This is a genomic window from Mycolicibacterium austroafricanum (assembly GCF_000612725.1).
Taxonomy (GTDB): Bacteria; Actinomycetota; Actinomycetes; order Mycobacteriales; family Mycobacteriaceae; genus Mycobacterium; species Mycobacterium austroafricanum.
Window position 1 is genome coordinate 1,040,819 of sequence record NZ_HG964450.1, and the last position, 25,714, is coordinate 1,066,532.

21 protein-coding genes are annotated in these 25,714 nt (G+C 68.4%); 9 read left to right on the forward strand and 12 right to left on the reverse strand.

The genetic code is table 11. The features are described 5' to 3' along the window. Entirely contained in the window at nucleotides 1-1,455 is a 1,455-nt protein-coding gene (locus BN976_RS04990) for an AMP-binding protein (RefSeq protein WP_011777575.1), read from the forward strand. A 73-nt stretch (nucleotides 1,456-1,528) separates the two neighbouring features. On the opposite strand, the gene BN976_RS04995 is transcribed toward BN976_RS04990, so the two are convergent. Further along, entirely contained in the window at nucleotides 1,529-2,713 is a 1,185-nt protein-coding gene (locus tag BN976_RS04995) for an acyltransferase family protein (RefSeq protein ID WP_011777574.1), read from the reverse strand. 176 nt (nucleotides 2,714-2,889) lie between these two features. On the opposite strand from BN976_RS04995, the gene BN976_RS05000 reads away from it, so the two are divergent. Both BN976_RS05000 and BN976_RS05005 read left to right on the forward strand, forming a co-directional pair. Next, nucleotides 2,890-4,095 (forward strand): cell envelope lipid trafficking protein PgfA, encoded by a 1,206-nt coding sequence (locus tag BN976_RS05000; protein WP_011777573.1) that lies wholly within the window; start codon nucleotides 2,890-2,892, stop codon nucleotides 4,093-4,095. A 53-nt stretch (nucleotides 4,096-4,148) separates the two neighbouring features. Beyond that, the gene (locus BN976_RS05005) at nucleotides 4,149-5,858 is read left to right on the forward strand and encodes an MmpA family trehalose lipid delivery protein (protein ID WP_409366010.1); all 1,710 of its coding nucleotides are present in this window, start codon (nucleotides 4,149-4,151) and stop codon (nucleotides 5,856-5,858) included. Here BN976_RS05005 and BN976_RS05010 read toward each other — a convergent pair. The 3 genes from BN976_RS05010 to BN976_RS05020 are packed head-to-tail and all read right to left on the reverse strand — an operon-like array spanning nucleotide 5,799 to nucleotide 7,148. Beyond that, on the reverse strand, nucleotides 5,799-6,059 hold the full coding sequence (locus tag BN976_RS05010; RefSeq protein WP_036369246.1) for a hypothetical protein: 261 nt from the start codon (nucleotides 6,057-6,059) through the stop codon (nucleotides 5,799-5,801). The two genes, BN976_RS05005 and BN976_RS05010, sit on opposite strands and share 60 nt — an antisense overlap. Before the next feature lie 10 nt (nucleotides 6,060-6,069). Beyond that, entirely contained in the window at nucleotides 6,070-6,927 is an 858-nt protein-coding gene (locus tag BN976_RS05015; RefSeq protein WP_036368438.1) for an oxygenase MpaB family protein, read from the reverse strand. Then, complete coding sequence (locus BN976_RS05020; protein WP_036368445.1) at nucleotides 6,924-7,148, reverse strand: hypothetical protein; 225 nt, start codon at nucleotides 7,146-7,148, stop codon at nucleotides 6,924-6,926. Before BN976_RS05020 ends, BN976_RS05015 begins: the two co-directional genes overlap by 4 nt. A 92-nt stretch (nucleotides 7,149-7,240) precedes the next feature. Between BN976_RS05020 and BN976_RS05025 the strand changes: the two genes are divergently transcribed. Beyond that, nucleotides 7,241-8,515: a cytochrome P450 gene (locus tag BN976_RS05025; RefSeq protein ID WP_051558290.1), complete on the forward strand. Its 1,275-nt coding sequence runs from the start codon at nucleotides 7,241-7,243 to the stop codon at nucleotides 8,513-8,515. 19 nt (nucleotides 8,516-8,534) lie between these two features. Here the strand turns inward: BN976_RS05025 and BN976_RS05030 are convergent, their stop codons facing one another. After that, complete coding sequence (locus tag BN976_RS05030; protein ID WP_036368448.1) at nucleotides 8,535-9,932, reverse strand: cytochrome P450; 1,398 nt, start codon at nucleotides 9,930-9,932, stop codon at nucleotides 8,535-8,537. Between the two features lie 444 nt (nucleotides 9,933-10,376). Here BN976_RS05030 and BN976_RS05035 point away from each other — a divergent pair, with 444 nt between their 5' ends. Continuing rightward, nucleotides 10,377-12,689, forward strand: a complete 2,313-nt coding sequence (locus BN976_RS05035; RefSeq protein ID WP_145977916.1) for a helix-turn-helix transcriptional regulator — start codon at nucleotides 10,377-10,379, stop codon at nucleotides 12,687-12,689. 18 nt (nucleotides 12,690-12,707) lie between these two features. Here BN976_RS05035 and BN976_RS05040 read toward each other — a convergent pair whose 3' ends face one another. Then, complete coding sequence (locus BN976_RS05040) at nucleotides 12,708-15,368, reverse strand: helix-turn-helix transcriptional regulator (RefSeq protein ID WP_084182211.1); 2,661 nt, start codon at nucleotides 15,366-15,368, stop codon at nucleotides 12,708-12,710. 97 nt (nucleotides 15,369-15,465) lie between these two features. After that, nucleotides 15,466-16,626: a glycosyltransferase family 4 protein gene (locus BN976_RS05045; RefSeq protein WP_036368451.1), complete on the reverse strand. Its 1,161-nt coding sequence runs from the start codon at nucleotides 16,624-16,626 to the stop codon at nucleotides 15,466-15,468. A gap of 38 nt (nucleotides 16,627-16,664) precedes the next feature. On the opposite strand from BN976_RS05045, the gene BN976_RS05050 reads away from it, so the two are divergent. Continuing rightward, on the forward strand, nucleotides 16,665-17,432 hold the full coding sequence (locus tag BN976_RS05050) for a class I SAM-dependent methyltransferase (protein WP_036368453.1): 768 nt from the start codon (nucleotides 16,665-16,667) through the stop codon (nucleotides 17,430-17,432). A gap of 54 nt (nucleotides 17,433-17,486) precedes the next feature. After that, nucleotides 17,487-18,962 carry an aldehyde dehydrogenase gene (locus BN976_RS05055; protein WP_036368456.1) on the forward strand — a complete coding sequence of 492 codons (1,476 nt, stop codon included), beginning with the start codon at nucleotides 17,487-17,489 and terminating at the stop codon, nucleotides 18,960-18,962. Nucleotides 18,963-19,045: 83 nt separating this feature from the next. Here the strand turns inward: BN976_RS05055 and BN976_RS05060 are convergent, their stop codons facing one another. From BN976_RS05060 to BN976_RS05080, 5 genes are all read right to left on the reverse strand, one after another. Continuing rightward, nucleotides 19,046-19,444 (reverse strand): YybH family protein, encoded by a 399-nt coding sequence (locus tag BN976_RS05060; RefSeq protein WP_036368458.1) that lies wholly within the window; start codon nucleotides 19,442-19,444, stop codon nucleotides 19,046-19,048. A gap of 43 nt (nucleotides 19,445-19,487) precedes the next feature. Continuing rightward, nucleotides 19,488-21,323, reverse strand: coding sequence for an acyl-CoA dehydrogenase (locus BN976_RS05065; protein WP_036368462.1), 1,836 nt, complete (start codon nucleotides 21,321-21,323; stop codon nucleotides 19,488-19,490). 49 nt (nucleotides 21,324-21,372) lie between these two features. Next, nucleotides 21,373-21,894 carry a dihydrofolate reductase family protein gene (locus tag BN976_RS05070; RefSeq protein WP_036368465.1) on the reverse strand — a complete coding sequence of 174 codons (522 nt, stop codon included), beginning with the start codon at nucleotides 21,892-21,894 and terminating at the stop codon, nucleotides 21,373-21,375. Then, on the reverse strand, nucleotides 21,895-22,794 hold the full coding sequence (locus BN976_RS05075; protein ID WP_036369255.1) for a helix-turn-helix domain-containing protein: 900 nt from the start codon (nucleotides 22,792-22,794) through the stop codon (nucleotides 21,895-21,897). Nucleotides 22,795-22,973: 179 nt separating this feature from the next. After that, a complete protein-coding gene (locus BN976_RS05080; protein WP_084182234.1) occupies nucleotides 22,974-23,801 on the reverse strand; it encodes an arylamine N-acetyltransferase family protein in 828 nt (275 codons plus the stop codon). Between the two features lie 219 nt (nucleotides 23,802-24,020). Between BN976_RS05080 and BN976_RS05085 the strand changes: the two genes are divergently transcribed. After that, nucleotides 24,021-24,704: an SDR family oxidoreductase gene (locus BN976_RS05085; protein ID WP_011777557.1), complete on the forward strand. Its 684-nt coding sequence runs from the start codon at nucleotides 24,021-24,023 to the stop codon at nucleotides 24,702-24,704. A 196-nt stretch (nucleotides 24,705-24,900) separates the two neighbouring features. Next, a complete protein-coding gene (locus BN976_RS05090) occupies nucleotides 24,901-25,710 on the forward strand; it encodes a 1-acyl-sn-glycerol-3-phosphate acyltransferase (protein ID WP_011777556.1) in 810 nt (269 codons plus the stop codon). Nucleotides 25,711-25,714 lie beyond the last annotated feature (4 nt).

Below are 25,714 nucleotides of genomic sequence, written 5' to 3' on the forward strand. Positions count from 1 at the left end.
ATGACGGCAGCACCGGTTCCCCCGATCGGCACCCAGGTCTCGGCACTGGCCGCGCAGGCGCCCGACGCCCCGGCCGCGACGTGTGACGGCGTCACCGTCACGCGTCGGGAGCTGGACGCGACGAGCAACCGACTGGCCCGGGCGTTCGCGTCGCTCGGCGTCGGCGTCGGCGACTACGTGACGATCGTGCTGCCCAACTCGCTGGACTGGGCCTACTCGGTGCTGGCCTGTTGGAAGCTCGGCGCCGTGCCCCAGCCACTGTCGGCGCGGCTGCCCGACGCCGAGTTGGCCGCGCTGCTGGAGTTGCGCCGTCCCGCGCTGCTGGTCGGCAGGCCCGACCCGACCGGCGTCACCCCCGATGTCGCGGTGGAGTTGGCGGCCGAGTTCCCGGATTCCCCTCTGCCGGAGGCGGTCTCGCCGGTGTGGAAGTCGATGGCTTCGGGCGGAAGCACCGGCCGTCCCAAGCTGATCGAGGCGGGCAACGACAGCCGCGTGCCGCCCGCGATCGGCTATCCGCTGGGCGCGCAGGAAGGCGACGTCACCCTTGTCTCGGTCCCGTTGAGCCACAACACCGGGTTCACGACGTTCGCCGTCGGGCTGTTGCAGGGCCACCATCTGGTGGTGATGCCGCGGTTCGAGCCGCACGAGTTCCTGCGGTTGGTCACCGAGCACCGGGTGACGTTCCTGACCACGGTACCGACGATCATGCAGCGTCTGCTGCCGGTGTACCGGGCCGATCCCGATGCCTACGACCTGTCGTCGATCCGCCGGTTCTGGCATCTGGCCGCCCCGTGCCCGCCCGCGGTCAAGCACGCCTGGATCGAGCTGCTGGGCCCCGATGCCGTGTGGGAACTGTACGGCGGCACCGAATTACAGGCGCTGACCTTCATCTCCGGTGACCAGTGGCTGACCCACCCCGGGTCGGTGGGGGTCGTCGTCGCGGGCGAGATGAAGGTGCTCGACGACGACGGCGACGAATGCCCGCCCGGGGTCGCCGGTGAGATCTACATGCGGTCCGCGCCGGGCGGGCCGCCCACCTACCGGTATGTCGGCAGCACCGCCAAGTCGCGGGACGGCTGGGAATCCCTGGGCGATCTCGGCTATTTCGACGAAGACGGCTTCCTCTACCTCAACGACCGCAGGGTGGACATGTTTACCGTCGGCGGGCGCAACGTCTATCCGGCCGAGATCGAATCGGCGCTGGCCGAACACCCGCGGGTGTTGTCCAGCCTGGCGATGGGCCTGCCTGACGACGACCTGGGCCAGGTGCCGCACGCGATCGTGCAGGCGCACGGCCTCGACGAAGCGGAGGTGATCGCGTTCCTGGCCGAGCGGATCGCGTCCCACAAGCTGCCGCGCTCGGTGGAGTTCACCGACCGTCCGCTGCGGGACGACGCGGGCAAGGCGCGCCGGTCGGCGGTGCGCGACGAGGTGATCGCGCGGCGGTCGTCCTGATTTTCGCCGAAATTGCATTCCGGCAGCGAAACTCCGAGTGCAGACCTGCTGGAATGCAATTTCGGCGCTGAGGTCAGCGTGCCCGGGCGGGTTCGATCTCGTCGCTGACCGAAGAGTCCAGCGGCGTGGGGTGGTTGCGCCTTTCCCAGCGGCGCAACGCGTTCCGGCACGGCGACTCGACCAGCGCGTAACTGACCGCGGCGATGGCGAACCCGAACAGCACCGTCAACACCAACACCACGGTGAAGTGCCCGTTGAACGGGAACGCGCCGATGATCGGGAACACCATCGCCAGCGCGGCCAGATGCCACACGAACAGGCCGTAGGACCAGCGACCCAGGGTCACCATCACCGGGCTGCCCAGGATGCGGTGCGGGGTGTCGATCCGGTCGAGCACCAACGGGGCCAGCAGCGCCCCGGCGACGACCGCGCCCATCGCCGTCTTCAGCGTCACCTGACCGACCGAGCCCGGGTGCAGACCTTCCCGGCCGGCCAGCGGAGACGCCGCGATCAGGAACGCCGTCACCGCCAGGACCGCCATCAGCACCCGCCGCCGGGCCAGCCGGTGCGCCCAGCCCACCGGCCCGACGGTCAACTCCGCGAGCACCATGCCCGCGGCGAACCACGAGAAGAAGGCCGGCGGCCAGTTCCACAGGTTGTGCCCGGAGTCGGGATCGAACGGGATGCGTACCCAGAACAGGCTGGCGGCGGCGACCACGACGATCGCCGGGATCCGCGCGCGCACCGGCAACCGGCGGGCGAGCAGGGCCAGCAGGGGCAGCGCCAGGTAGAAGCTCATCTCGACCGACAGGCTCCACATCTGGGTCAGCCCCGAGGTCAGCGTCAGCGGCACATAGATCTGGGTCAGCGTGAGGTTGGCCAGCCACACCGTGAAGTCGGCGTTGACGTCCGGCAACAACGTCATGATCACCACCACCGCCACCAGGTAGCCGGGCATGATGCGCACCACACGCGACCGCAGGTAGTGCCCGGTGGTGGGACGTGACCGCAGCCCCCGCGCCGCCGCCGCATGCCCCCGCCACAGCAGGAAACCCGACAGCGCGAAGAACACCGCCACAGCCAGGTCGAAGCGGCCGAGCACGCGCCCGACCACCCCACCGCTCTGCCCGGTCTGGAACGCGACGTGGGTGACGACGACGCCGATCGCCGCGCACGCGCGCAGCCCTTCCACGGCGGGCAGGAACCCACGCGTCCCGCCGACGACGCTCGGGTCGGCCGGCGCTGCGGTCACGGTCACGCCGACAAGTGTGCCCGCCTCGACCCGCCCGCGTGAATCCGTGGGCTGACGGGTAGTCCCGCCCTGCCGCTGTACGGCCTCGTAGTAAGCGACGACCTTAGGCTGTGCTGTTAGGGTCGAACGGGTTTTGCCGCCACCGCCACACCCCGTGGCGGCGCGCGAAGGGAGACACGGTATTGAACCGCGCAGTTGCGCTGAGGATCGCCGCGTGCGGAATCATGGGCCTCGGAGCCGCGCTGCTCATCGCTGCGCTGCTCCTGTCCACCTACACCCAGGGCAAGATCGCCAAGATTCCGCTCGACATCGACGCCACCCTCATCAGTGACGGCACCGGCACCGCGTTCGACCCGGCCTCGCTGCTCGGTGAACGGTTCGTCATCAACGAAGACGTCCCGGTGGTGATGCAGCAGCAGATGACCGTGGAGTCGCCGGCGAACGCCGATGTGGTGACGCTGCAGGTCGGCACCACGCTGAAGCGCTCCGATCAGCAGAAGGACGAAGGCCTGCTGTTGGCGATGGTCGACACCGTCACCGTCAACCGGCAGACCGCCATGGCGGTGTCCAGCGAGACCAATCCCGGCGGTTCGGTGCAGAAGCCGCGCGCGATCGAGGACGAGAACCCGCCGACCAGCATCGCGCTGCCCCACGAAGGTCTGACGTACCGCTTCCCGTTCGACACGGAGAAGAAGACCTACCAGGTGTTCGACCCGATCGCGCAGAAGGCGTTCGACGCCAACTATTCGGGCGAAGAGGACGTCAACGGGCTGACCGCCTACAAGTTCACCCAGAACATCGGTTTCGACGCCGACGGCAAGCTGGTCGAGCCCGTCAAGTTCGCGTCGCTCTACGACGACGACGCCGACAGCCAGGCCACCGCGACCGCGAAGCTGTGGGGCCTTGAGGGCGATCCCGAAGAGTCGATCACGATGACGCGCTACTACGCCGCGCAGCGCACCTTCTGGGTGGACCCGGTGTCGGGCACGATCGTCAAGAAGACCGACCGCGGCTACCAGTACTACGCGCGCGAGGCCCTCAAACCCGAGGTGACGTTCGTCGACTACACCGTGACCAGCAACGAGGAGACGGTCGAGGCGCAGGTCGCCGCCGCGCAGGACGAGCGCGACCGGGTGTCGCTGTGGGGCCGCATCCTGCCGATCACGTTCACGGCGCTGGGTCTTGTCGCCCTGGTCGGCGGCGCACTGCTCGGGACGTTCAGCCTTCGCGCGGAATCCCTGCTGATCGACCCCGGCCTCGACGACACCGGCGGCCGGTTCTTCGGCAGGCGCGGCGACGAGGGCGAACCCGTTCCGGGCGCCGAGGCGATGACCGAGAAACTGCCCGCGCAGCGTCCGTCCGATCTGCCACCGGACAAACCGGTCTGATCGCGTCGTCAACCGCACCCGGGTGGCGCTCGTTCGTCGCGCCGGGGTATGCGCTGGCGTTGACGCTGGGCGTGACCGCGCCGCTGCTGGCGCCGGGTCATCTGCTGCTGCGTGATGCGGTGTCCACACCGCGGTCCTACCTGACCGACGGCGCGCTGGGCCTGACCCAGGCGGCGCCGAGGGCACTGCCGCAGGATTTCGCGGTGGCGCTGGCCTCGACCGTGGTCGATGGCGGTGTGGTGGTCAAGGCGCTGCTGATGCTGGGGCTGTGGCTGGCCGGTTGGGGCGCCGCGCGGCTGGTGGCCACGGTGCTGCCTGACGCCGGGACGGCCGGCCAGTGTGTGGCCGTCACGATCGCGATCTGGAATCCGTATGTCGCAGAGCGGCTTCTGCAGGGGCACTGGAGCCTGTTGGTGGGCTACGGCTGCCTGCCGTGGGTGGCCCTGTGTTTCGCGCCGAAATTGCATTCCAGCAGCGGAAGTGCGAGTGGGCCCCTGCTGGAATGCAATTTCGGCCGGGTGGGGGCGCTGCTGTTCTGGATCGCCCTGGCCGGGCTGACGCCCACCGGGCTGATGCTGGCCGCGACGGTCGCGCTGGCGTGCTCGATGGCTGCCGGCAGGTCGCGGTGGCGGTGCGCCGGTCTGAGCCTGGCCGCGTCGATGATCGCGGCGCTGCCGTGGCTCGTCGCCTCGGCGGTGGGCGGCGGCTGGGCCGCCGCGGCCGACCAGCAGCCGGGGGTGGCGGCGTTCGCGGCGCGCGCCGAACCGGGGCTGGCCACCCTCGGCAGCCTGGCCAGCCTCGGCGGCATCTGGAATTCCGAGGCGGTACCTGCCTCCCGGACAACACTTTTCGCGCTGGCCTCGGCGGGCGTGCTGCTGGCGATCGTCGCCGCCGGGGTACCGCTGCTGATTCGCCGCCGGACCGCGTTACCGCTGCTCGTCGTCGCGGCGGCCGCTGTCGCGATACCGACACTGATGGCCACCGGCCCCGGCCTTGCCGCCGTGGACGCGGTCATCGGCGCGGTGCCCGGGCTCGGGGTGATCCGGGACGGGCAGAAGTGGGTGGCGCTGGCGATGCCCGCCTACGCACTGGCCGGGGCCGCCGCGGTCATCGCGCTGCGCCCGCGGGTGCCTGCCGCGGCCACCGCCGCCGTCTTCGCTGCCGCGCTGGTGGCGACGCTGCCCGACCTCGCCTGGGGGGTCGGCGGCCGGGTCAACCCCGTGCAGTACCCGGCGGGCTGGTCGGCCGCGGCCGCGGTCATCAACGCCGACCCGGCACCCGTCGCGGTGCTGCCCGTCGACAGCATGCGCCACTTCTCCTGGGCCGGTGAGGCGCCGGTGCTCGATCCGCTGCCGCGGTGGGTCCGTGCCGACGTGCTCAGCACCGGTGACCTGACGATCGCCGGACGCACCGTGCCGGGTGAAGGCACCCGGGCGCGCGAGGTACAGCAGATGCTGATCTCGGGCGCCGACGCCGACCAGCTCGCCGCCGCGGGCGTGGGCTGGGTGGTGGTCGAGGGTACCGCGGATGGCACGCCCGAACTGCGGCTGCCTGTCGCCTACCGCGACGACGACCTCACGGTGTACGCGGTCGGCGGGGACGCTGCCGGCTCACCACACCGGACCGTTCTGCTCGCCGCGCACACGGTGTGGCTCGCTGCGCTGGGCGCCGGTCTCATCGCGATGCTGGTCGGGCTGCTGCGGTCACGCCACGCACACCGCAGGCAGCAGGACGTGGACGGGCCAGAGCGCGGCGACCAGTAGGTAGGCGAGCATGCCGCCTCCCGCGGGCAGCCGGGTCTGCAGCAGATCCTCCAGGTGCCGGACCTCCTCGACGTGGAAGAACGCCCACGCCAACCCGATCGTCACGTACGGGATCGCCAGCCACAGCCCGAGCTCGACGACGTCGGCGACCGACATCCGCCTGCTCAGCAGGCCGCGGGTGGCGGTGCGGATACCCGGCATGCGCAGCCTCTCAGACCAGCCGGCGCTGCCGGCGGACACGCATCCGGACGTCGGCGAGCAGCACGTGGCTGCCGCCCTGACGGATGAAGCCGGGGATGAAGCGGTTGACGAGTGCCACCACCAGGAACAGCCGCTCGAAGCACCATTGGCGCCCGCCACCCCACGTCACGCCAAGCGCATCGCGGAACACCGGGGCCAGGAATCCTGCGGTGAGGAACTTCAGCAGCGGCCGGAACGGTAGCGCCAGAACCGGATTGATCATCCGCAGGTTGATCAGGTCGGTGAGGTAGGACCGCACCACGTCGTCCATCTCGACCTGTTGGCATGCGGTGTCCCAGTAGCGGTCGAAGTCGGTGCGGGTGAGTGGCCACTGCTCGGCGCTGACCTGCAGCGTGGTGCCCAGCGTTGCGGCCGACAGATAGAACTGTTCGGACTGTTCGCGGGTCATCTCCCCGCGCAGCAGCTGGTAGGTGTCCTCCAGCCCGACGAACAGGCAGGCCGCCACCCACATCTGCAGGTCACGGTCGAAAGCGTTGTAGCGCACCGGACTCGACGGGCCGGACTTCACATGTCGGTGCACACCGTCGACGGCCTCCCGGAAGGCGGCGCGGTCGTCGTCGGACCCGAAGATCGCGACGGCAAGGTACTGGAATGTCGTGCGGGCCCGCTTCCACGGGTGCTTCGACAAGTTCCCGGAATCCACCTTGCTCTCGACCACGCCGTAACCCACTGCGGGCCGGGACAACTGCATGATCACATTGGCCGCACCTGCGGCGAACGACCAGAAGTCCATCGCGTCGGCGACCGTCACCGGGTCGTCGCTCCAGCGGGCGGTGCGGCGGTCGATCTGAATCCTGTTGCGGCTCATGAGGTACAGACGTCCGTGACCAGCAGTACGGGCCAGAACGCCACGGAGCCGACGAACGCCACCACTCGGGGCAGGCCGTCGGCGTTGGCGAAGTGGTCGGGCTTGAGTACCGCGACGACGATCCCGAGCACCCCGTACGGGGCGCCGAGCAGCAGCGCGGTGCCGACCCACTCGGCGATGGTCATCTCGTAGCCCAGGATCCGGCGCACCACGCTGAGCATGCCGCTATGTTAATGGCCATTCGCGCTGCTGTCCGCAATACCACCGAGATTCGCCGCCGTCGGTACTACTGTGCGAGGCGGGAGGTGCCCCGATGGCCACGGACGCGATCAGCATCGGCGGTGTCGATCTCGCCGACCCCGACACCTACGTCGGAGGCATGCCGCACGGCGCCTTCCGCGAGCTTCGCCGACACGCACCGGTGGCCTGGCATCCGTACGGCGACAATCCCGGCTTCTGGGCGTTGACCGGTTACGACGAGGTGCTCGCCGTCTCGCGCGACAGCCGGACGTGGTCGTCGCAGACGACAGGGGTGTTCCTCGACGTCCCCGCGCCCGAGGACTCCTATCAGCTGTCCCTGATGATGCTGACGATGGATCCACCCCGGCACACCGCGCTGCGGGCGCTGGTCAGCCGCGGCTTCACCCCGCGGCACGTCGCGCGGCTCAACGCCCGCACGGCGGACATGGCGCGCGACATCGTCGACGCCGCGCTGCAGCGCGGCGAGTGCGAGTTCGTCGACGACGTGGCCGGGGCACTCCCGTCGTACGTCATCGCCGAACTGCTCGGCATCCCACTCGACGACGGCCGCCGGCTCTACGCGCTCACCGAGATCATGAACACACGTCCGCTGCACGACCCGGAGCTGATGCAGACGCAGGTCGAGCTGTTCGGATACGCCGGCGACCTGGCCGCCTCCAAACGGGCGGCGCCGGGCGACGACATCGCGACCGCGCTGCTGCACGCCGAGGTCGACGGTCAGCGGCTCACCGACCTCGAATTCAACCTGTTCTTCATGTTGCTGCTCAACGCCGGCGGTGACACCACACGAAACCTGGTGGCCGCAGGCACTCTCGCGCTGGTCGAGCACCCCGAGCAGTGGGCGCGGCTGGCCGCCGACCCGTCGCTGATGCCGACCGCCATCGAGGAGATGTTGCGCTGGACCAGCCCGGTGAATGTGTTCACCCGCACCGCTACCCGCGACACCGAAGTCGGCGGGGTCCCGTTGCGCGCCGGTGAGCGGGTCGCGATGTTCTATCCGTCGGCAAACCGCGACGAGAAACATTTCGCCGACCCGGACCGTTTCGACATCGGCCGCGCCCCGAACCACCACCTCGCGTTCGGCGGGGGCGGCACGCACTTCTGCCTGGGCGCCAGCCTGGCCCGGGTCGAGGCCACCGCGATCTTCGGTGAAATCCTCACCCGCACAGCGCACATTGAGCTCGCAGGGCCGGTGGAACGGGTTCGGTCGGTGCTGATGAACGGGATCCGGTCGATGCCGGTGCGCCTCACCCCGGCGTCGGTGCCCGCCGCAGGGAAGGCCGGGCCGCGCAGCACGCATTGTCGAGGGCCCGATGCGCGCCGCTGAACGGATGTTTCTGACCAGATCACCTTCCTCCGGAGTCGGCCGCCGGTATGCGGTTGACACTTTTCACGCGGGCTCGGATCGGTTCTGCGGCAACTGTGGTGAAGGGCACGATCATCGGGAAGTGCGGATCCGAGGATCGGATCTCGGCGCTTCGGATGATGGTGGCGAGCGCGAGAGTGGCTTCGAGCATGGCAAAGTGGTCGCCGATGCAGGAGCGTGGTCCCGCGCCGAAGGGTAGGTATTGCCAGCGGTCGCGGCCTCCGGAGTTCTGTGCGCTGAAGCGGTCGGGGTCGAATACCAGCGGGCGCTCCCACAGCGCAGGATCGCGGTGGAGGGCATAGATGCCGACCGCCATCATCGAGCCGGCCTCGATGCGGTAGCCGTCGACCTCGACGTCGCGCATGGCCATCCTGGCGGTCGCCGCCGCAGGCGGGCACAGCCGCAGCGCCTCGTGCAAGACCTGAATCGTGTATCCCAGGGCGGGAACGTCTTCGGGTGTGAGCTCACGATCGCCGATCCCGACGACCTCGGCGCGGACCCTGTCCTGCACGTCGTGGTGGTGGCCGAGAGCCCACATGGCGTAGGTCAGCGTGGTGGCCGTGGTGTCGTGACCGGCGAGCATGAAGACGATGAGCTCGTCCCGGATCTCGTCGTCGGACAGTGGCCGTCCGGTTGCGGGGTCGCTGGCTGCGATCAGCGCCTGCACCAGTGGTGCGTCGCGGGCTGGGTCGGTGCGGCACGCCTGCAGGATCTTGTCGGCGAGCTTGTGCAGCGTGGAGCTCGCGGCACGGGCGCGTCGTCGCGCAGGGGTCGGCAACCAGCGCGGGGCGCTTATCGGTTGCAGCGCGCGATCCGCGATGTATTCCAGCGCTGTGCGAAGCGGCTCGGCGATGGCATCGGAGTGCTCGTCCAGGTCGAGCCCGAGCACGGAACGGCCGAGTGCACGCAGCGTCAGCTTGCGGCATTCGGTGTCGAGGTCGAGTCCGGTGCCGTCGGCCCAGCTGTCGGCGACGGTCTGCGCGGCCGTTGCCATGTGCCCAGCAAACTCTCGAACGTGCTGTTTGGTGAAAATCGGTTGCAGCGCGCGGCGGCGCGGGAGCCATGGCTCGTGGGTGAGGTCGAACAGGTTCGCGCCGAGCAGCCGGCGCATTTCGTGATGCACACGCGTCTTGTCGATATGACCTCCACCCCGGGCCAGGATGTCGCGGGCACCCTGGGGCGAGGTGGCGACGACCATCGGAGGCATCAGCCATTTGGGCGCAAGCTTGAGCCGTGTCACCGGTCCGCCCGCATCACGCAACGTTTCCAGCCCGGTATGGAACGTCCTGATCGCCCTCACCTGCTGCCGGTAGGGCAACGGATTCCTCGGCGCCAGCGGCAGTGCACTCAGGTCTTCTCGTTCGACCGTCCCGACCATGGTCGACTCCTTCCAAGCAGCCGGAGTAGAGGGCGTGCTCGAGGGTCCCGCCGAGACTGGTGCGGCGCATAGAGTAGACGACTACTCGAATTTTCCAGGTATGGCCAAAGCAATGGCCTGAACTGGGTATTCACTCACTATGATTCGGCTGTGGCAAGTGCATGGCCGCTGATCGGGCGACGTCACGAGCTAGCTCTGACGCATGCTGCGATCGCGGAATCTGGCGCGGTGGTGCTGACCGGGGCGGCCGGCGTCGGCAAGAGCCGGGTGGCCCGCGAAGTCCTGGAGCGATCTCAGTACCGAATCGCACGATGGATCGCCGCCACACAGACGGGTCGGTCCGTCCCGCTGGGGGCACTCGCACAGTTCGCGGGGGACTGCGGGCCCGATCCACTGCGCCGGGTACAGGAGGTCATCGACGCGCTGATCGGTGATGAGCCGCCGATGACCGTGCTGGTCTGCGTCGACGACGCGCACCTGCTCGACGAGCAGTCCGCCTTCGTGGTCAGTCAGTTGGTGGAGCGCCGGATCGCACCAGTTCTGATGACCATTCGTGACGGCGAAGCCGTCCCGGACGCGATCGCATCGCTGTGCGCGGATGGACGACGGCCGCGTATCGACATAGCCCCGCTCACCGCCGGTGACGTGACCGCACTGCTCGAGAGTGTGCTGGACGGACCGCTGGAATCGGCGAGCCTGCAACGCTTCTGGTCGTACACCCGGGGGAATGCGCTGCATCTTCGCCAGTTGATCGCTGATGAGGTCGCTGCAGGCCGGTTGGCCCAACGGTCCGGCGTGTGGATATGGGACGGCGCGCCCCGGCTGTCTCCGTCGTTGGTTGAGCTCATCGGGTCGAGTATCGGACGGCTAGCCGAATCGGTGATCGACGTGATCGACGTTCTCGCGGTCTGCGATCCGGTGGAACTCACTGTCCTGCATGGCCTCGCGGGCGCGTCCGAGTTGGGCGCGGCGGCCGAGCACGGACTCGTCGCCGTGGACCAGGTGGCGGGGCTGGTTCATCTCGCGCACCCGCTGTTCGGTGAGGTGCGCCGCGACCAGGCCGGTACGGCGCGCCTGCGGAATCTGCGACGCCAGGTTGCGGATGCGATCGGGATGCTGCCCTCGCAGTCCCCGGTGCAGCTGGTTCGTCGTGGGGTTCTGGCGATGGATGCCGACGGCAACCGAGATCCGGAGCTGCTGCGGTCCGCCGCCGAAGCCGCGCTGCAGCTGCTCGATCTGGATCTGGCCGTACAGCTTTCGCGATGTGCGGTGCAGGCCGGTGGCGGCCGAGCCGCGCAACTCACCCACGCGCTGGCACTGGGCATGGTCGGTGGCGGAAGCGGGTGCGACGACATGCTGGCTGCGCTGATGGCCACGGCCGAAGGTGGCGAGCTCGCACAGATCGCGTTGATGCGGGCGGCGATCCTCACGTGGAACATGGGCAAGCCCCATACGGCTGAAGCCGTGCTAGACAATGCATCAGAGGCTGCAGCGGGGTGTGGCCTGGCACCGTCGTGTGATGCGCTTCGTGCCTCGATTTGGGCTCAGCTGGGACGGTCGCAGGCGGCAGTGGAGCTTGCCGGGACGGCCTTGGCGGCCAACGCTGTGCAGCCGCTGGCGGCGATGTTCGGAATCTGGGCGTTGGTCATCGGGCACGGAGATCTGGGCAATGTCGATCATCTGCGCGAGGCCGCCGCAAGAGGGTACGACCTCGCGCTGTCGGCCCCCGAGGCCTCACAACTGCGATTCTCTCTCGGCTTGATGGAGATCGCCGGGCTCCGCTTGGCCGGCGCGCTCGAGTCGGCGCGAAGCGTGGCCGCACGACTGCGCGGGCAATCTCAGGATGTCGATGTCTCCCACGCCGTTACGGCCATGCTGACGGGTCTCGCCGAATTGTGTTGCGGCGAACTGATTTCTGCGCAGCATTGGTTTCGGGAATCGCTGGCCCGGGCCGCCAAGTTTCCGGATCTGTCTGTGTCGGTGTGCGAGCTGTCCGGTCTGTGGCTTACCACTGCACTGGCCATGTCCGGGAATCGTGTGGCCGCACAGGACGTCTACGACCGGACGCTGAAGACATTCGACGGTGAAATTGTGCTCTGGCAGTCCGAGGCACGGCTGGCCCAGGCGTGGCTTCACGCAGCCAATGGCTCGACCAGTCTGGCAACGGCAGTCGCGATCGACGCCGCGCGCGCCGCGCGTAGGTACGGTCAGCCGGCTCGCGAAGTTGTCTGCCTTCAAGCCGCGACACAGTTTGGCAGCGCCAGTTCTGCCGATCGCCTGCGTGAGCTGTCGTCGACGGTGCGAGGCCCACGCGCCGATGCGGCGTACGCTCATGCGAGAGCACTTCGCAAAGCCGACGGGCATGGCCTACTTGCGGCGGCGGGACGCTACGAGGCCTTCGGCGATCGCGTCGCAGCGGTCGATGCGGCCGCGCAGGCCGCAGTGGTGTTGGACAAACGGGGACAACGCGAGGCATCGATCGCCGCTGCCGCAACAGCCCGCCGCTTGGCCACCGAATCCGGTGCGGACACAGTGACCTTCCGCTCGATGAGGTGCTCGGCCGTCTTGACTCGTCGCCAGCGGGAGGTGATAGCGCTTGCTGCGAGCGGGCTTTCAAATCGGGAGATCGCAACCCGACTCGTCACATCCGTACGAACCGTCGAGAGCCACTTCCTTCGCGCCTGCCGAAATACCGGGACGAACACGCGTGATGAGCTGATCGCGTTCTTGCTGGGCGATGACCCGGCACCGTCGTGATCTGAACACAGTAGGTGGTCAGGTAGCGGGGCGGATCCGGAAGAGCCGAGCGAGCTGTTCGCGGTCCTCAATGCCCAGCTTGGCGTATATCCGATAAAGGTGGCCATCGATGGTGCGCACCGACACCCCGAGTCGTTCGGCGATCTCGCGATTGGTCAGACTCTCGCCCACCAGGACGGCGATTTCACGTTCGCGGTCAGTAATCGGTAGCGGCTCCTCGATCGCGGTGACTGCCGGGGTTCGCACGCAGTTACGGCCGGCCAGCCAGTGAGCACGGGTTGTCGCCTCCAGTTCCTTGACCCGCGCACCCGCCCGCGCGTGTTCACGGGCTGCGTGGGCCGAGGCGTCCGCGGCCATCGCCGCGGCTCCGAGCCGGTCGAACATGTCCGCCGCAGCGTCGAGACGGTCGCCGTCGTGCTCGGACAGACCGCTACTGTGCGCCGCGATCGCCTCGGCCAAGGGACTGTCCAGCTGTGCAGCGCATTGGCGGAGCCGCGCGGACTGGGACCTGTCACCGAAGCGGACCGCGGTATGCAGTGCGCACATCTCCACCGCCAACATTCCTTTCATGCGGGCCGTCTGGGCGGCGCGCAGCGCGTGATCTCTTGCCGTGGTCGTCTGTCCTACACAGGCACGATGCCACGACCGCGCCAGCTCCAGCTCCGGCACGAACACGGCGACCTGCGGTCCGTTGGCGTCCTCGGCTCTGGCCAACGCCGCAGCGGCACCGTCGGCGTTGCCGCGGGCCGCTTCGGCCTGGGCCAGCCACGCGGCAACCAGCATCACCCAGCCCGACGGCAGTGACTCCGACATTGTGCAAAGCGACGTATACAGCGCGTCGCATGCTGCCGCAAGCCGCCCCCACGCGAGATTCACGCGGCCGACCAACGCGTTGACGATCGCCTCAGCTTGTGGCACACCGCAAGTCATCGCCGAATAGCGCTTGCACGCAAGTTCGGCGGCGTCCAGGTCGCCCGATGCGGTGTATGCGAGCACTTCGGCCAATCCAATCGTGTAGTGCTGCGGCCCCGATTCGCAGTATCGGGCAGCTTGCAGGCCTTGCCGTGCGATCGGTCGAACCTCGTCGAGCCGACCCGACAACGAAAGCGCCCCAGCTGTGGCCATCGCCGCCCACACCGTGGCGATCGGCATCCTCTCCGTGGCGAGCGCGGCCCGCCCGAGGCGGACCGCAGCCGGCACATCACCGCTGAAGAAGGCGAGCGAGACCTCCATTGCGGTGACCAAACTCAGCAGCTCCTCTGATGCGATTCGCTCGCGCACCGTGGCCAGTGCCGCCTTCGCCCCGGCAGCGTGCCCGCAGCCGAAGAACAGGTTCGCCCCCCGCAGGCATCCCCAGCGGACCGTCGTCAATGCATCGGCGCCGTCGGGATCGAAGGCGGCGAGTATCGCCTCGGCTTCCTGCCCTCGGCCCTGCCAGCTGATGGCGTCGGCCAGCACAATCGCCGACGGGAGGCCGCCGCCGCGGTCACAGGCGAAGCGTGCAAGCTGTTCAGCGAGAACCAGATTCGACATCGTCACGGCATCAGCGGCTGCAGCGGTGATCAACTCCAGATCCGGTTCCGCGTCGCTGCACGTCATGAATCGGGCCAGCTGGATCCGACTGCGTACATCAGCACCGGTGGAGTAGGGGTGCGTCGCGTCTGTGCGCAGGAAATCGGAGATACTTTGAGCCAACATCGTGTTGAGCTGCCGTGTGCGGGCCACTCCGCAGCGTTGGCGGACCACTTCCCCGAGGATCGGATGGCCTGGCCTGATCAGCGTGTGCGATCCGTCATCGACGAACTGGATCACGCCGCGGTGTTCTGTCCGTGCGATCGCTTCCGCATCGCACAATCCGCGGAGAATATTCCAGTCCAATACCTCAGCGGCAGAAACGATCTCGACAACCTCGAACTCATCTGCGGTGAGACCGGCGAGCTGTGTCTGCACGAGCTCATACACATCCGCGCCCACGCGTAACCGACCGTGGAGCCGCCAACGTCCGCCCTGGCGCACCAGCACCCCGTCTTCACGTGCTGCACCGATCAGACCTCGCAGTACAAGCGGGCTCCCGCCAGCCAGATCATGCAGGCGGTCAACCACGCTGCTCTCGATCTCACCGTCGAGCACTGCATCAACCAACTCCTGAGTCTGCGTGCGGTCGAACGCATCCAGATCGACACGCAACAGCAGTTGCTCCTTCCACAACGCGGTCACGGCGTCAGGAACAACCCCTCCCGACCTGATAGTCACGATCAAGCGCGCCGTGTCGCTGGTCGCAACCTGTTGAACCAGCAATGCCGACAATGGATCAAGCAGATGTGCGTCGTCGATGGCAAGTACCAGGTTGTGTTCACACGCCAAGGCGCGATGGGCCGCCGCCAACATCACGGCCGGCTCGTGGGGGTCCTCAATCGACAGCGTGCGGTGAAACGCGCCCAGCGGCACCGCCTGCCCTGTGTCGGTGCCGAGCACAAACCGCGTCGTCTCCCCCTCCGAGTGCAGTGTCGCAGCGATTGCCCGTGCCAGCGTTGTCTTGCCCGATCCGGGCTCACCCACGAACACAACGCCACGAAACCCCGAGCCCGGCCGCAAAGCGTCGATCGCCCGACCGAGCTCCCCGGCGCGCCCGACCAGAGGCCAACCTGAAGACCCAGTCCACTTTTCAGTCACGGGCATCACTCCGTCCGCAATGCGCGTCCACAAACCTTACGGCGACGTAAGGCGCTGGGTGGCTGAAACCGATCGCCCGGCAACCCTGCGAAGCGCGGGAGCCTCAGATGACGCCGCTGGACGCGCGGCCCGCGCGCACCGCGGTCAGCACCGCGCGCATCGCGTCCGCACTCTGCTTCCACGAGAAGTCGCCGCTGCGCACCTGAGCCTTGGCGCCCAGCTGCTCGCGCAGAACGTCGTCGGTCAGCACCCGTTCCAGGCTGTCCACCAGTTCGTCGAAGTCGTCGACCAGCATCCCGGTGACGCCGTCGATGACCGAATCGGTCAGACCGCCGGAGGACCGGTAGCCGATGGTCGGCACCCCGTGCTGGGCAGCCTCGACCACCGAAAGTCCCCATCCCTCCTTGCGTGACGGCAGCACGTGAACCCAACCACGTTGCAGCACAGCGTGCTTGGTGGCATCGTCGACGTGGCCGTGGAACGTGACGGCATCCGAGATCCCGAGCCGTGCCGCGTGGTCGACCAGGCGCTGCGCCCACCAACCGTCGCCCAGCACGTCCAGGTGCACATCGGGGATCCGGGTGCGCAGCCGCGCCACGGCGTCGAGCGCGTCCTCGATCTGCTTGTGCGGCACCAGCCGCGACAGCACCACGACGCGCGGTGACTCCGAACGCGGTACGGCCAGCGTCGGCTCGGGTGCGGCGTCCACGCCGTTGCGCACCACCGCGATGCGCTCCGGCTGCACGCCCAGCAACGCGAGGTCGCGGGCCGACGGCAGCGACACCGTGACGTACTGGTTGCGCCGGTGCAGACGGGGGGACAGCCGGGATTCGACGAACCACCCGATCCGGCTCATCACCGGTCCGGCGACCGGCCACTGCTCGCGGTGGCAGTGATGGACCAGCACCACCGTGCGCCGCCCGTGCACCAGCCGGGACAGGAACGGCAGGCCGTTCTGGGTGTCCACCACGATGTCGGGCCGGATGCGGCGCATCGGTCCCAGACCGATTCTGGCGGCGGCCATCGCCAGCCCCGCCCACACATACACCGTGTAGGGGCCGCCTCTGCGCTGGATCTGCACACCGTCGACGATCTCCCGGCGCGCGGCGCCGGGGTAGCGCGCGGTGCGCAGCGTGACCCTGGTCCCGGATTCGGCCAGCTGCGTGCCGATCCGCTGCAGATAGGTTTCGCTGCCGCCGCCCTGAGGGTGGCCGGTGTCGCGCCAGCAGAGCAGCAACACCGAGCGGAGGGGCAGGTCAGACATCCGTGTCAGCCTAACCGGACGATCAGTAGGGTGACCGGGTGCCCGCCACCGACCGCTTCTCCGACCGGGCGACGCTGGCGCGGTCGGTGCGGCTGCTGACGGCGTTCCGGTTCGAGCAGAGCGCGCCCGACCGCTTCTACGGTGCGCTGGCCGACGACACCGTCGCGATGGTCGGTGACCTGTGGGAATCCGCCACCGGGGAATCGCAGGCCGGCCTGACGCTGCTCGACGTCGGCGGCGGGCCCGGCTACTTCGCATCGGCGTTCACCGCCGCCGGCGTGAACTACATCGGCGTCGAACCCGATCCCCGGGAGATGCATGCGGCCGCGCCGCGCACCCATGAGCGGGCCGGGACCTTCGTGCGGGCGTCGGGGACCGCGCTGCCGTTCGCCGACGACAGCGTCGACGTCTGCCTGTCGTCGAACGTCGCCGAGCACGTCGCGCAGCCGTGGCGACTCGGCGACGAGATGCTGCGCGTCACCCGTCCCGGCGGGCTGGCGGTGCTGTCCTACACCGTGTGGCTGGGGCCGTTCGGCGGCCACGAGATGGGGCTGACGCACTACCTCGGCGGTCGCCGCGCGGCCGAGATGTACACCCGCAGACACGGCCACCGGCCCAAGAACGACTACGGCTCGTCGTTGTTCGCTGTGCATGCGCGCGACGGGCTGCGCTGGGCGCAGGGCACGGGCGCGCTGCTCGCCGCATTTCCCCGCTACCACCCGCGATGGGCGTGGGGCCTGACCAAGGTGCCGGGCCTGCGGGAATTCCTGGTGAGCAATCTGGTGCTGGTGTTGCGGCCGTGTTGACGGCTGTCTTGCAACAGGTTCTCGTTTCGCTTCTCGATCGGTAGTGTGACGCCTATGACACAGAGCACGACGTTCAGGACCGAATGGGACAAGCTGTTCATCGGCGGCAAGTGGGTCGAGCCTGCCACCTCGGACGTGATCGAGGTGCACTCTCCGGCCACCGGCGAGCTGGTCGGAAAGGTGCCGCTGGCGTCGGCCGCCGACGTCGACGCCGCCTGCGCGGCCGCCCGCGAGGCGTTCGACAACGGGCCGTGGCCGCACATGTCGCCCGCAGAGCGCGGCGAGATCCTGGGCCGCGCCGTCAAGATCATGGAGGAGCGCGCCGACGAGCTGAAGTTCCTGCTGGCCGCCGAGACCGGGCAGCCGCCGACGATCGTCGACATGATGCAGTACGGCGCCGCGATGTCGTCGTTCCAGTTCTACGCCGGGGCCGCGGACAAGTTCACCTGGCAGGACATCCGTGACGGTGTCTACGGCCAGACGCTGGTGGTGCGCGAGCCCGTCGGCGTCGTCGGTGCCGTCACCGCGTGGAACGTGCCGTTCTTCCTCGCCGCCAACAAGCTCGGCCCCGCGCTGCTGGCCGGCTGCACCGTCGTCCTCAAGCCCGCCGCGGAGACGCCGCTGTCGGTGTTCGCGATGGCGGAGATGTTCGTCGAGGCCGGCCTGCCCGAGGGCGTGCTGTCGGTCGTGCCCGGCGGCCCGGAGACCGGTCAGGCACTGACGGCCAACCCCAATCTGGACAAGTACACGTTCACCGGGTCCTCCGGCGTCGGCAAGGAGATCGCCAAGATCGCGGCCGACAAGCTCAAGCCGTGCACGCTGGAGCTCGGCGGCAAGTCCGCGGCCATCATCCTCGAGGACGCCGACCTGGATTCCACGCTGCCGATGCTGGTGTTCTCGGGCCTGATGAACTCCGGCCAGGCGTGCGTCGGCCAGACCCGCATCCTGGCGCCGCGCTCGCGTTACGACGAGGTCGTCGAGAAGTTGGCGGCGGCGGCGGCCGGCATGGCGCCGGGCCTGCCCGACAACCCCGCCGCGATGATCGGCCCGCTGATCAGCGAGAAGCAGCGCGACCGCGTGGAGGGCTACATCAAGAAGGGCATCGAGGAGGGCGCCCGCGTCGTCACCGGTGGTGGCCGCCCCGAGGGCCTGGACAGCGGCTGGTACGTGCAGCCGACGGTGTTCGCCGACGTCGACAACTCGATGACCATCGCGCAGGAGGAGATCTTCGGCCCGGTGCTCGCGGTGATCCCCTACGAGGACGAGGACGACGCCGTACGCATCGCCAACGACTCGGTGTACGGCCTGGCCGGGTCGGTGTACACCACCGACAACGACCGGGCGCTCAAGATCGCGCGACGCATCCGCACCGGCACCTACGCGGTGAACATGTACGCGTTCGACCCGTGTGCGCCGTTCGGCGGCTTCAAGAACTCCGGCATCGGCCGCGAGAACGGGTGGGAGGGCATCGAGGCCTACTGCGAGCCCAAGAGCATCCTGCTGCCGTTCGGCTACACCCCGGCCACCTAGCGCGACAAAGGACCGCCCCCCTTGCGGGGAGACACAAACTCGCACGCTCACCGCTGTGGGCGTGCGAGTTTTGTCTTGTCGGCTCAGCCGGTCATCGGGAACGAGTGGTGCTCGTGCGCGATCATCCAGCGACCGTCGACCTTGCGCAGTCCGATCGTGGTGCGTAACCGGTTCTCGGGATTGGCGGCGATGTCCTCGGGTGTGCCGCACCGTAGCAAGCCTCGGGCGAATGCGACGTCATCCCCAGCGGTGACGTCGAGCTCGAGCAGCTGTAAAACCGCTCCGTTCCTGATGAATTCGAAGAAGTCCGGCCAGCTGTCGCGATAGCCCGCGATCCCGCGGATCCCGTCGTGGGGTGGCGGGACGTCGAACAGCACCACATCGTCGGTGTGCGCCGCGACGACACCGTCCAGGTCGCATGCGCTTATCGCATCGACCCAGCGCTCGATGGTTTCCCTGACCTGCTTCTCGTCATCGCTCATGCCGGTACAGACCGACACCGCGACCGAAACTCACCGCCGCCGCTCAGAACCCCGCTTCGGACAGCTCCATCGCGGTCAGATCCACCGCCTGCAGGATGCCGCGCTGGGCGGTCAGGCGCGGCAACACGTTGCGCGCGAAGAACTTCGCGGTGGCCACCTTGCCGGTGTAGAAGGCACGGTCACGTTCGCTGACGTCACCCTCCAGCGCCGTCAGCGCCGTCTCGGCCTGCTGCAGCAGCAGCCAGCCGAGCAGCAGGTCCCCGACTGCCAGCAGGAACGGCACCGACTCCAGCCCCAGCCGGTAGAGCTCGCGCGAGTTCTGCTGGGAGTCGACGAGGTACTTCGTCATCGCGGCGACCATCTCCTGGACGTCGTCGACGGCGGTGCCCAGCAGCGCCCGCTCGGTCGCCAATTCCTCACGGGCCGAAAGATCGTCGAGGAACCGTCGCAACTGGGACACCACGTGCAGCAGAGCGCCGCCCTGGTCCCTGGCGATCTTGCGGAAGAAGAAGTCCTGCGCCTGGATCGCGGTGGTGCCCTCGTACAGGGAGTCGATCTTCGCGTCGCGGATGTACTGCTCGATCGGGTAGTCCTGCAGGAATCCTGAGCCACCGAACGTCTGCAGCGACTCGGTCAGACACTGGTAGGCGCGCTCGGAGCCGACCCCCTTGACGATCGGCAGCAGCAGGTCGTTGACGCGGTCGGCCATCGCGGCGTCGGCACCGGACACGATGTCCGCGGCCGCCGGGTCCTGGTGCGCGGCGGTGTAGAGGTAGAGCGCGCGCAACCCCTCGGCATAGGCCTTCTGGATGAGCAGCGCGCGACGCACGTCGGGGTGGTGGATGATCGTGACGCGCGGAGCGGACTTGTCGGTCATCTGCGTCATGTCCGCACCCTGCACCCGCGTCTTCGCGTACTCCAGCGCGTTCAGGTAGCCGGTCGACAGGGTGGACATCGCCTTGGTGCCCACCATCATCCGGGCGTACTCGATCACCTTGAACATCTGGGCGATGCCGTTGTGGGTGTCGTTGACCAGCCACCCGACCGCCGGGACGCCGTGCTGACCGAAGGTGAGCTCACACGTCGCCGACGCCTTCAGGCCCATCTTGTGCTCGAGGCCGGTGACGAACACCCCGTTACGCTCGCCGGGCTCACCGGTCTGCGGGTCGAAGTGGAACTTCGGGACCAGGAACAGGCTCAGTCCCTTCGTTCCCGGTCCGGCCCCCTCCGGCCGGGCCAGCACGACGTGCAGGATGTTCTCGAACAGGTCGTCGGCGTCGCCGTTGGTGATGAAGCGCTTGACGCCGTCGATGTGCCAGGTGCCGTCGGGCTGCTGGACGGCTTTGGTGCGGCCGGCGCCGACGTCGGAGCCGGCGTCGGGTTCGGTGAGCACCATCGTCGCTCCCCAGTTCCGCTCGATCATCAGCGCGGCCCAGTGGCGCTGCTCCTCGTTGCCGATGGCGTTGATGATGTCGGCCATCTTCGGGCCTGCCGCGTACATGAACGCCGCGGGCTGGGCGCCGAGCGCGAGCTCGTTGATCGCCCATTCCAGCATCGACGGCGCGGGCACACCCCCGATCTCCTCGGCCATCCCGACCCGGAACCACTCCCCGTCCAGCCAGGCCCGGAACGACTTCTTGAACGGCTCGGGGATGCTCACCACGTGGGTGGCCGGATCGAAGGACGGCGGGTTGCGGTCCGTCTCGGCGTAGGCCTCCGCGAGGGGACCCTCGGCCAGCTTGGCGGCCTCGTGGAGCATCTCGCGCACCGAAGGGCCGTCGAGATCGCCGAACTCTCCGGTGGCCAGCACCTTCTCCAACGCGAGCACCTCGAAGAGGTTGAACTCCAGGTCGCGAACGTTGCTCTTGTAGTGACCCATGGGGACCCCTTCAGAATCATGCCGGTTCGCTCACCCTACGACGGTCGCGTCAGGCGCGGCGCCAATGGGCACACACGAAATCCGCGTTGACGGCCGAGGAGACCAGAGCCCATTCCGACCGCATCGGGAGCACCCGGGATCCGGCGCCCAGCGTGCACGGGGCGTAGGAGACGATCATCTCGTCCACCAGTCCCGCGGCGACGAACTGGGCGGCGACGTCGCCACCGCCCACCAACCACACGTTCCGGCCCGCCGCCGCGTCCTCGAGCACCGGATGCAGGTCGGCGACGTCCCCCGCGAACGTCCGGACGTCGTGGCCGTCGGCGATGATTCCCGGCCGGTGGGTGAGCACCCACGTCGGCTGCGGATACATCCATTCGCCCGGATGGTTCTCCAAAATCCATTCGTAGGTGTCGGCGCCCATCACCAGCGAGCCCACCGTTTCCATGAACGGGTCGATCGCGAACGGCCCGTCGGCGGCGATCTCACGCGAGATCAGCCAGTCCAGGCTCTTGTTCTCGTCGACGATGTAGCCGTCGAGGCTCGAGGCGGTGTAGTACACGGTGGACATCTAGTTTCCTCTCATCCAATCCAACGGGTCCCCGAGACGGGTCGTCACGCCGTGGCCCGCCAGCATGGACCGGGTGAGCCCCCGGCGGTGCGCCGAGTAGGTGAGCACGTGCGCGACGATGCCGTAGAGCTGGAAGGACTCCGGCGGATCACAGAGCGCGTCGATCACGGTGTCGCCGAGCCGTCCCGCCACCGCGTACTCGGACACCATTGCGCGCCAACGATTCCCGACGTCATCGTGGTGGGCCGCCAATGTTGCGGCGTCGACGAACTCCGGTTGCGTGCAGGCGCGGGATGGGAAGTCGTCGCCGGCGATCGTCGCAAGCCACACCTGTTTGGTCCACACGATCGCGCCGAGCACCGCACCGACACTGGGTTCGGGCCCGTCCCATTCCAGCACCGTCTGCCCGGGCGCGACCTCGGCAACCCACTGCTGGGGGCTCAGCAGCGCAGCCTGCCCGAGAAGGTGCGACGTGTCGGCGATGTCGTGGTCGATCATGAGCTGCGCGATGTCGGGTGTGTGCATGCCGGGAGGAGTGCGGTCACCGGGATCACTGTCCAGCCAGAGTGATTGCGGCGGATGGAAGTGCAGGCCGTTGGGGGCGGGCAGCCGGAAGTGGACGTCGGAGGCCTGTGACGGCGGCAGCCCGTACATGCGCCGGAACGCCCGGGAGAACACCTCCGCCGACGACCAGCCCTCGTCGGCGGCGACCGCGGACACCGCCTCGCCCCGTTGCAGGCGCCAGGCGGCGCGCTCCAGCATGACGCGGCGGCGCAGAGCGGCGGGCGACTCGCCGGTCAGCCGGCGCACCTCGCGCGAGAAGTGGAATTCGGAGGCGTAACTGCTGCGCGCCATGTCCCCCACATCGGCGTTGGCCGAATCGGTTACGGCGTCCAGCAGTTCGCGGAGCCGGTCGCGGCGATGAGCGCTTGCGCGAAGAGCAGAGGGGTCCGGATGAGCGCTTGCGCGAAGAGCAGAAGGGTCCGGCAGAGCCGCGTGCTCGGGCGAGGGATCGTCGGTCACGGTGTCCGAGTATCGTCGGTCGCCACCGTCAGGAACATGACAATTCCTGCTGCACTTCAGCTGTCGAGGACCCGCCCGACGCGCGCCTCGAGTTCGGCGCGGTCGCCGAGGTCGGCCAGGTTGATGCCGAACCGCCCTTCCAGCACCTCGAGCACATCGGCCGCACTGCCCAGCCGCGTCTTCTCGGAACCGCCGGCCCGGTGCACCGCGAGGCGGCGGCCGCGCAGGTTCCATCGCGCGTCGTCGGTGACCAACGCTGCGGTCAGCCCCCGGACGAACACCGACTCCGGATACGTGGACACGTACCAGCTGCCGACCTCCAGGTCGATGCGAGGCCGCGGGATCGGGTCGAGCAGATAGAGCGACTCCCAGACACCGCCGACCCGGGCCTGCAGCTCGAACCCTTCCGGATGGTCGAGCAACCGGTAGGGCTCGTGCCGGGTCTGCTGCACCGGGCCGGGTGCGAGACGGATCGGAGAACTCAACGTCTGACCACCGAATCCGACGTCGACGAGGTACGGGCCGTCGCCGTCGGGCAGTGTCACCGACAGCACCTGGTGAGTCTGTGCGGGCAGCGTGTCGTCGTCCTGCATCCAGATGACGCGTCCGACGAGGCGCTGCACCCCGAAACCGAGGTCGTCGAGCACGTAGCCGAGCAGCCCGTTCTGCTCGTAGCAGTACCCGCCGCGCCGACGTCCGAGGAGCTTGTCCGCCAACGCTTCCGCCGAGAGGTCCACGACCGGGATGCCGGTGACCGGGTCCAGGTTTTCGAACGGAATGCTGCGGTTGTGCCCGGCGACGATGTCACGCAGGGCGTCGAGGGTGGACTCGACCGGCATGGTGAGGCCGATTCGGGTGAAGTACGCGTCGAGCAGGGTGGACATGTCCGCCATGGTGCGACCTCAACGGCGGTTCAGGTCAATTCCGGCTTCTGACCGCAGGCCCCCGAAAGCACTATGGCGGAATCCCCCGACCGGGTTCCGCCACAGTGGTTCGAACCTACAGCGGCCGGTCCGGATCCGTCGGGCGTTTGGGACTACCTGCCAGCTGCAATTTCGCGTCGCCGCGGGATTGCGCCGCCGGCCTGTCGCGTTGACGCCATCATGACCGACACCGAACACACCACCGCCCTGGTCACCGGGGCCAACCGCGGCCTGGGCCGACGTTTCGCCGAGGCGCTGGTGGCCCGCGGCGCCAAGGTCTACGCGGCCGCACGGCGGCCCGAGACCATCGACATTCCCGGCGTCGTGCCGATCCAACTCGACATCACCGATCCCGAATCGGTGCGCCGGGCCGCCGAACAGGCCACCGACGTCACCGTCGTCATCAACAACGCCGGCGTCTCGACGCGGGCGGGGCTGCTCGACGGCACCCTCGAGGACATCCGGCTCGAGATGGACACGCACTACTTCGGCACTCTCGCCGTCACCCGTGCGTTCGTGCCCGTCATCGAACGCAACGGGGGCGGCGCCATCCTCAACGTGCTGTCGGTCCTGTCGTGGTTGCATCCACCGACCAGCGGCGCGTACTCGGCGGCCAAGGCCGCCGGCTGGGCGATGACCGATGCGTTGCGTGCGGAACTAGCGCCCCGCGGGATTCACGTGGCGGCGCTGCATGTCGGCTTCATGGACACCGACATGGTCAGCTACATCCCGGCCGACCAGAAGACCGACCCCGCGGTGGTGGCCGAACTCGCGCTCGACGGTCTCTTCGCCGGGCAGCCCGAGATTCTCGCCGACGAACTGACCCGCAACGTCAAGGCGCAGCTGTCGGCGGCGCCCGCCTGAGCAAGGCCGACAATCAAGATCAACGTTGCGATCGGGTGACCGGCCTTGACGACGGCCCCGCCGGTACTGGATTCTTCGGACACGTGATGCTGCTCATAACGCGGTGTCGATGCCTGTGAGCAGCGGGTAGGCTAGCAAAACTAGAACACGTTACAGTCCGACGCTGTAGTCAGCTGAGCCAGTCAAGGGGGCCGCCGTGAGCGCGACCGACATCGACACGTCCGAGATCACCAAGTGGGATCCCGTCCTCACCGAGCGGGTGATGGGCCTGCTCAAACCCTTCCTGAAGGGCTGGCACCGCGCCGAGGTGCGCGGCCTCGAAGACTTCCCCAACGGTGGTGCGCTGGTGGTGGCGAATCACTCCGGCGGGCTCTTCCCCATGGACGTCCCGATCTTCGCCAGCGGCTTCTACGAGAAGTTCGGCTACGACCGGCCCGTGTACACGCTCAGCCACGACATGTTGATGGTCGGCCCGACGGGCGCCTTCTTCAAGAAGACCGGTTTCATTCCGGCCAACCACCGCAACGCCGACGAGGCGCTGCGCTCCGGCGGCGTCGTCGTGGTCTTCCCCGGCGGCGATTACGACGTCTACCGGCCGACGCTGGCGGCAAACAAGATCGACTTCGGTGGCCGCACCGGCTACGTGAAGGCGGCGATCAATGCGGGCGTCCCGATCGTGCCGACGGTGGCCATCGGCGGCCAGGAGAGCCAGCTGTTCCTGTCCCGCGGGACGGAGCTCGCCAAGGCGCTGGGTCCGGTGGCGCGGGCGTTTCGCACCAAGATCCTGCCGGTGTCGTTCGGCTTCCCGTTCGGGCTGTCGGTCGTGCTGCCGCTGAACGTGCCACTGCCCGCCAAGATCACGATGAAGGCGCTGCCGCCCATCGACATCGTCGCCGAGTTCGGCGAGGACCCCGACATCGACGAGGTCGACGCCCACGTGCGGCGGGTGATGCAGCGCGCTCTCGACGAACTGGCTCAGGAGCGCCGACTTCCGGTGCTGGGCTGAACGC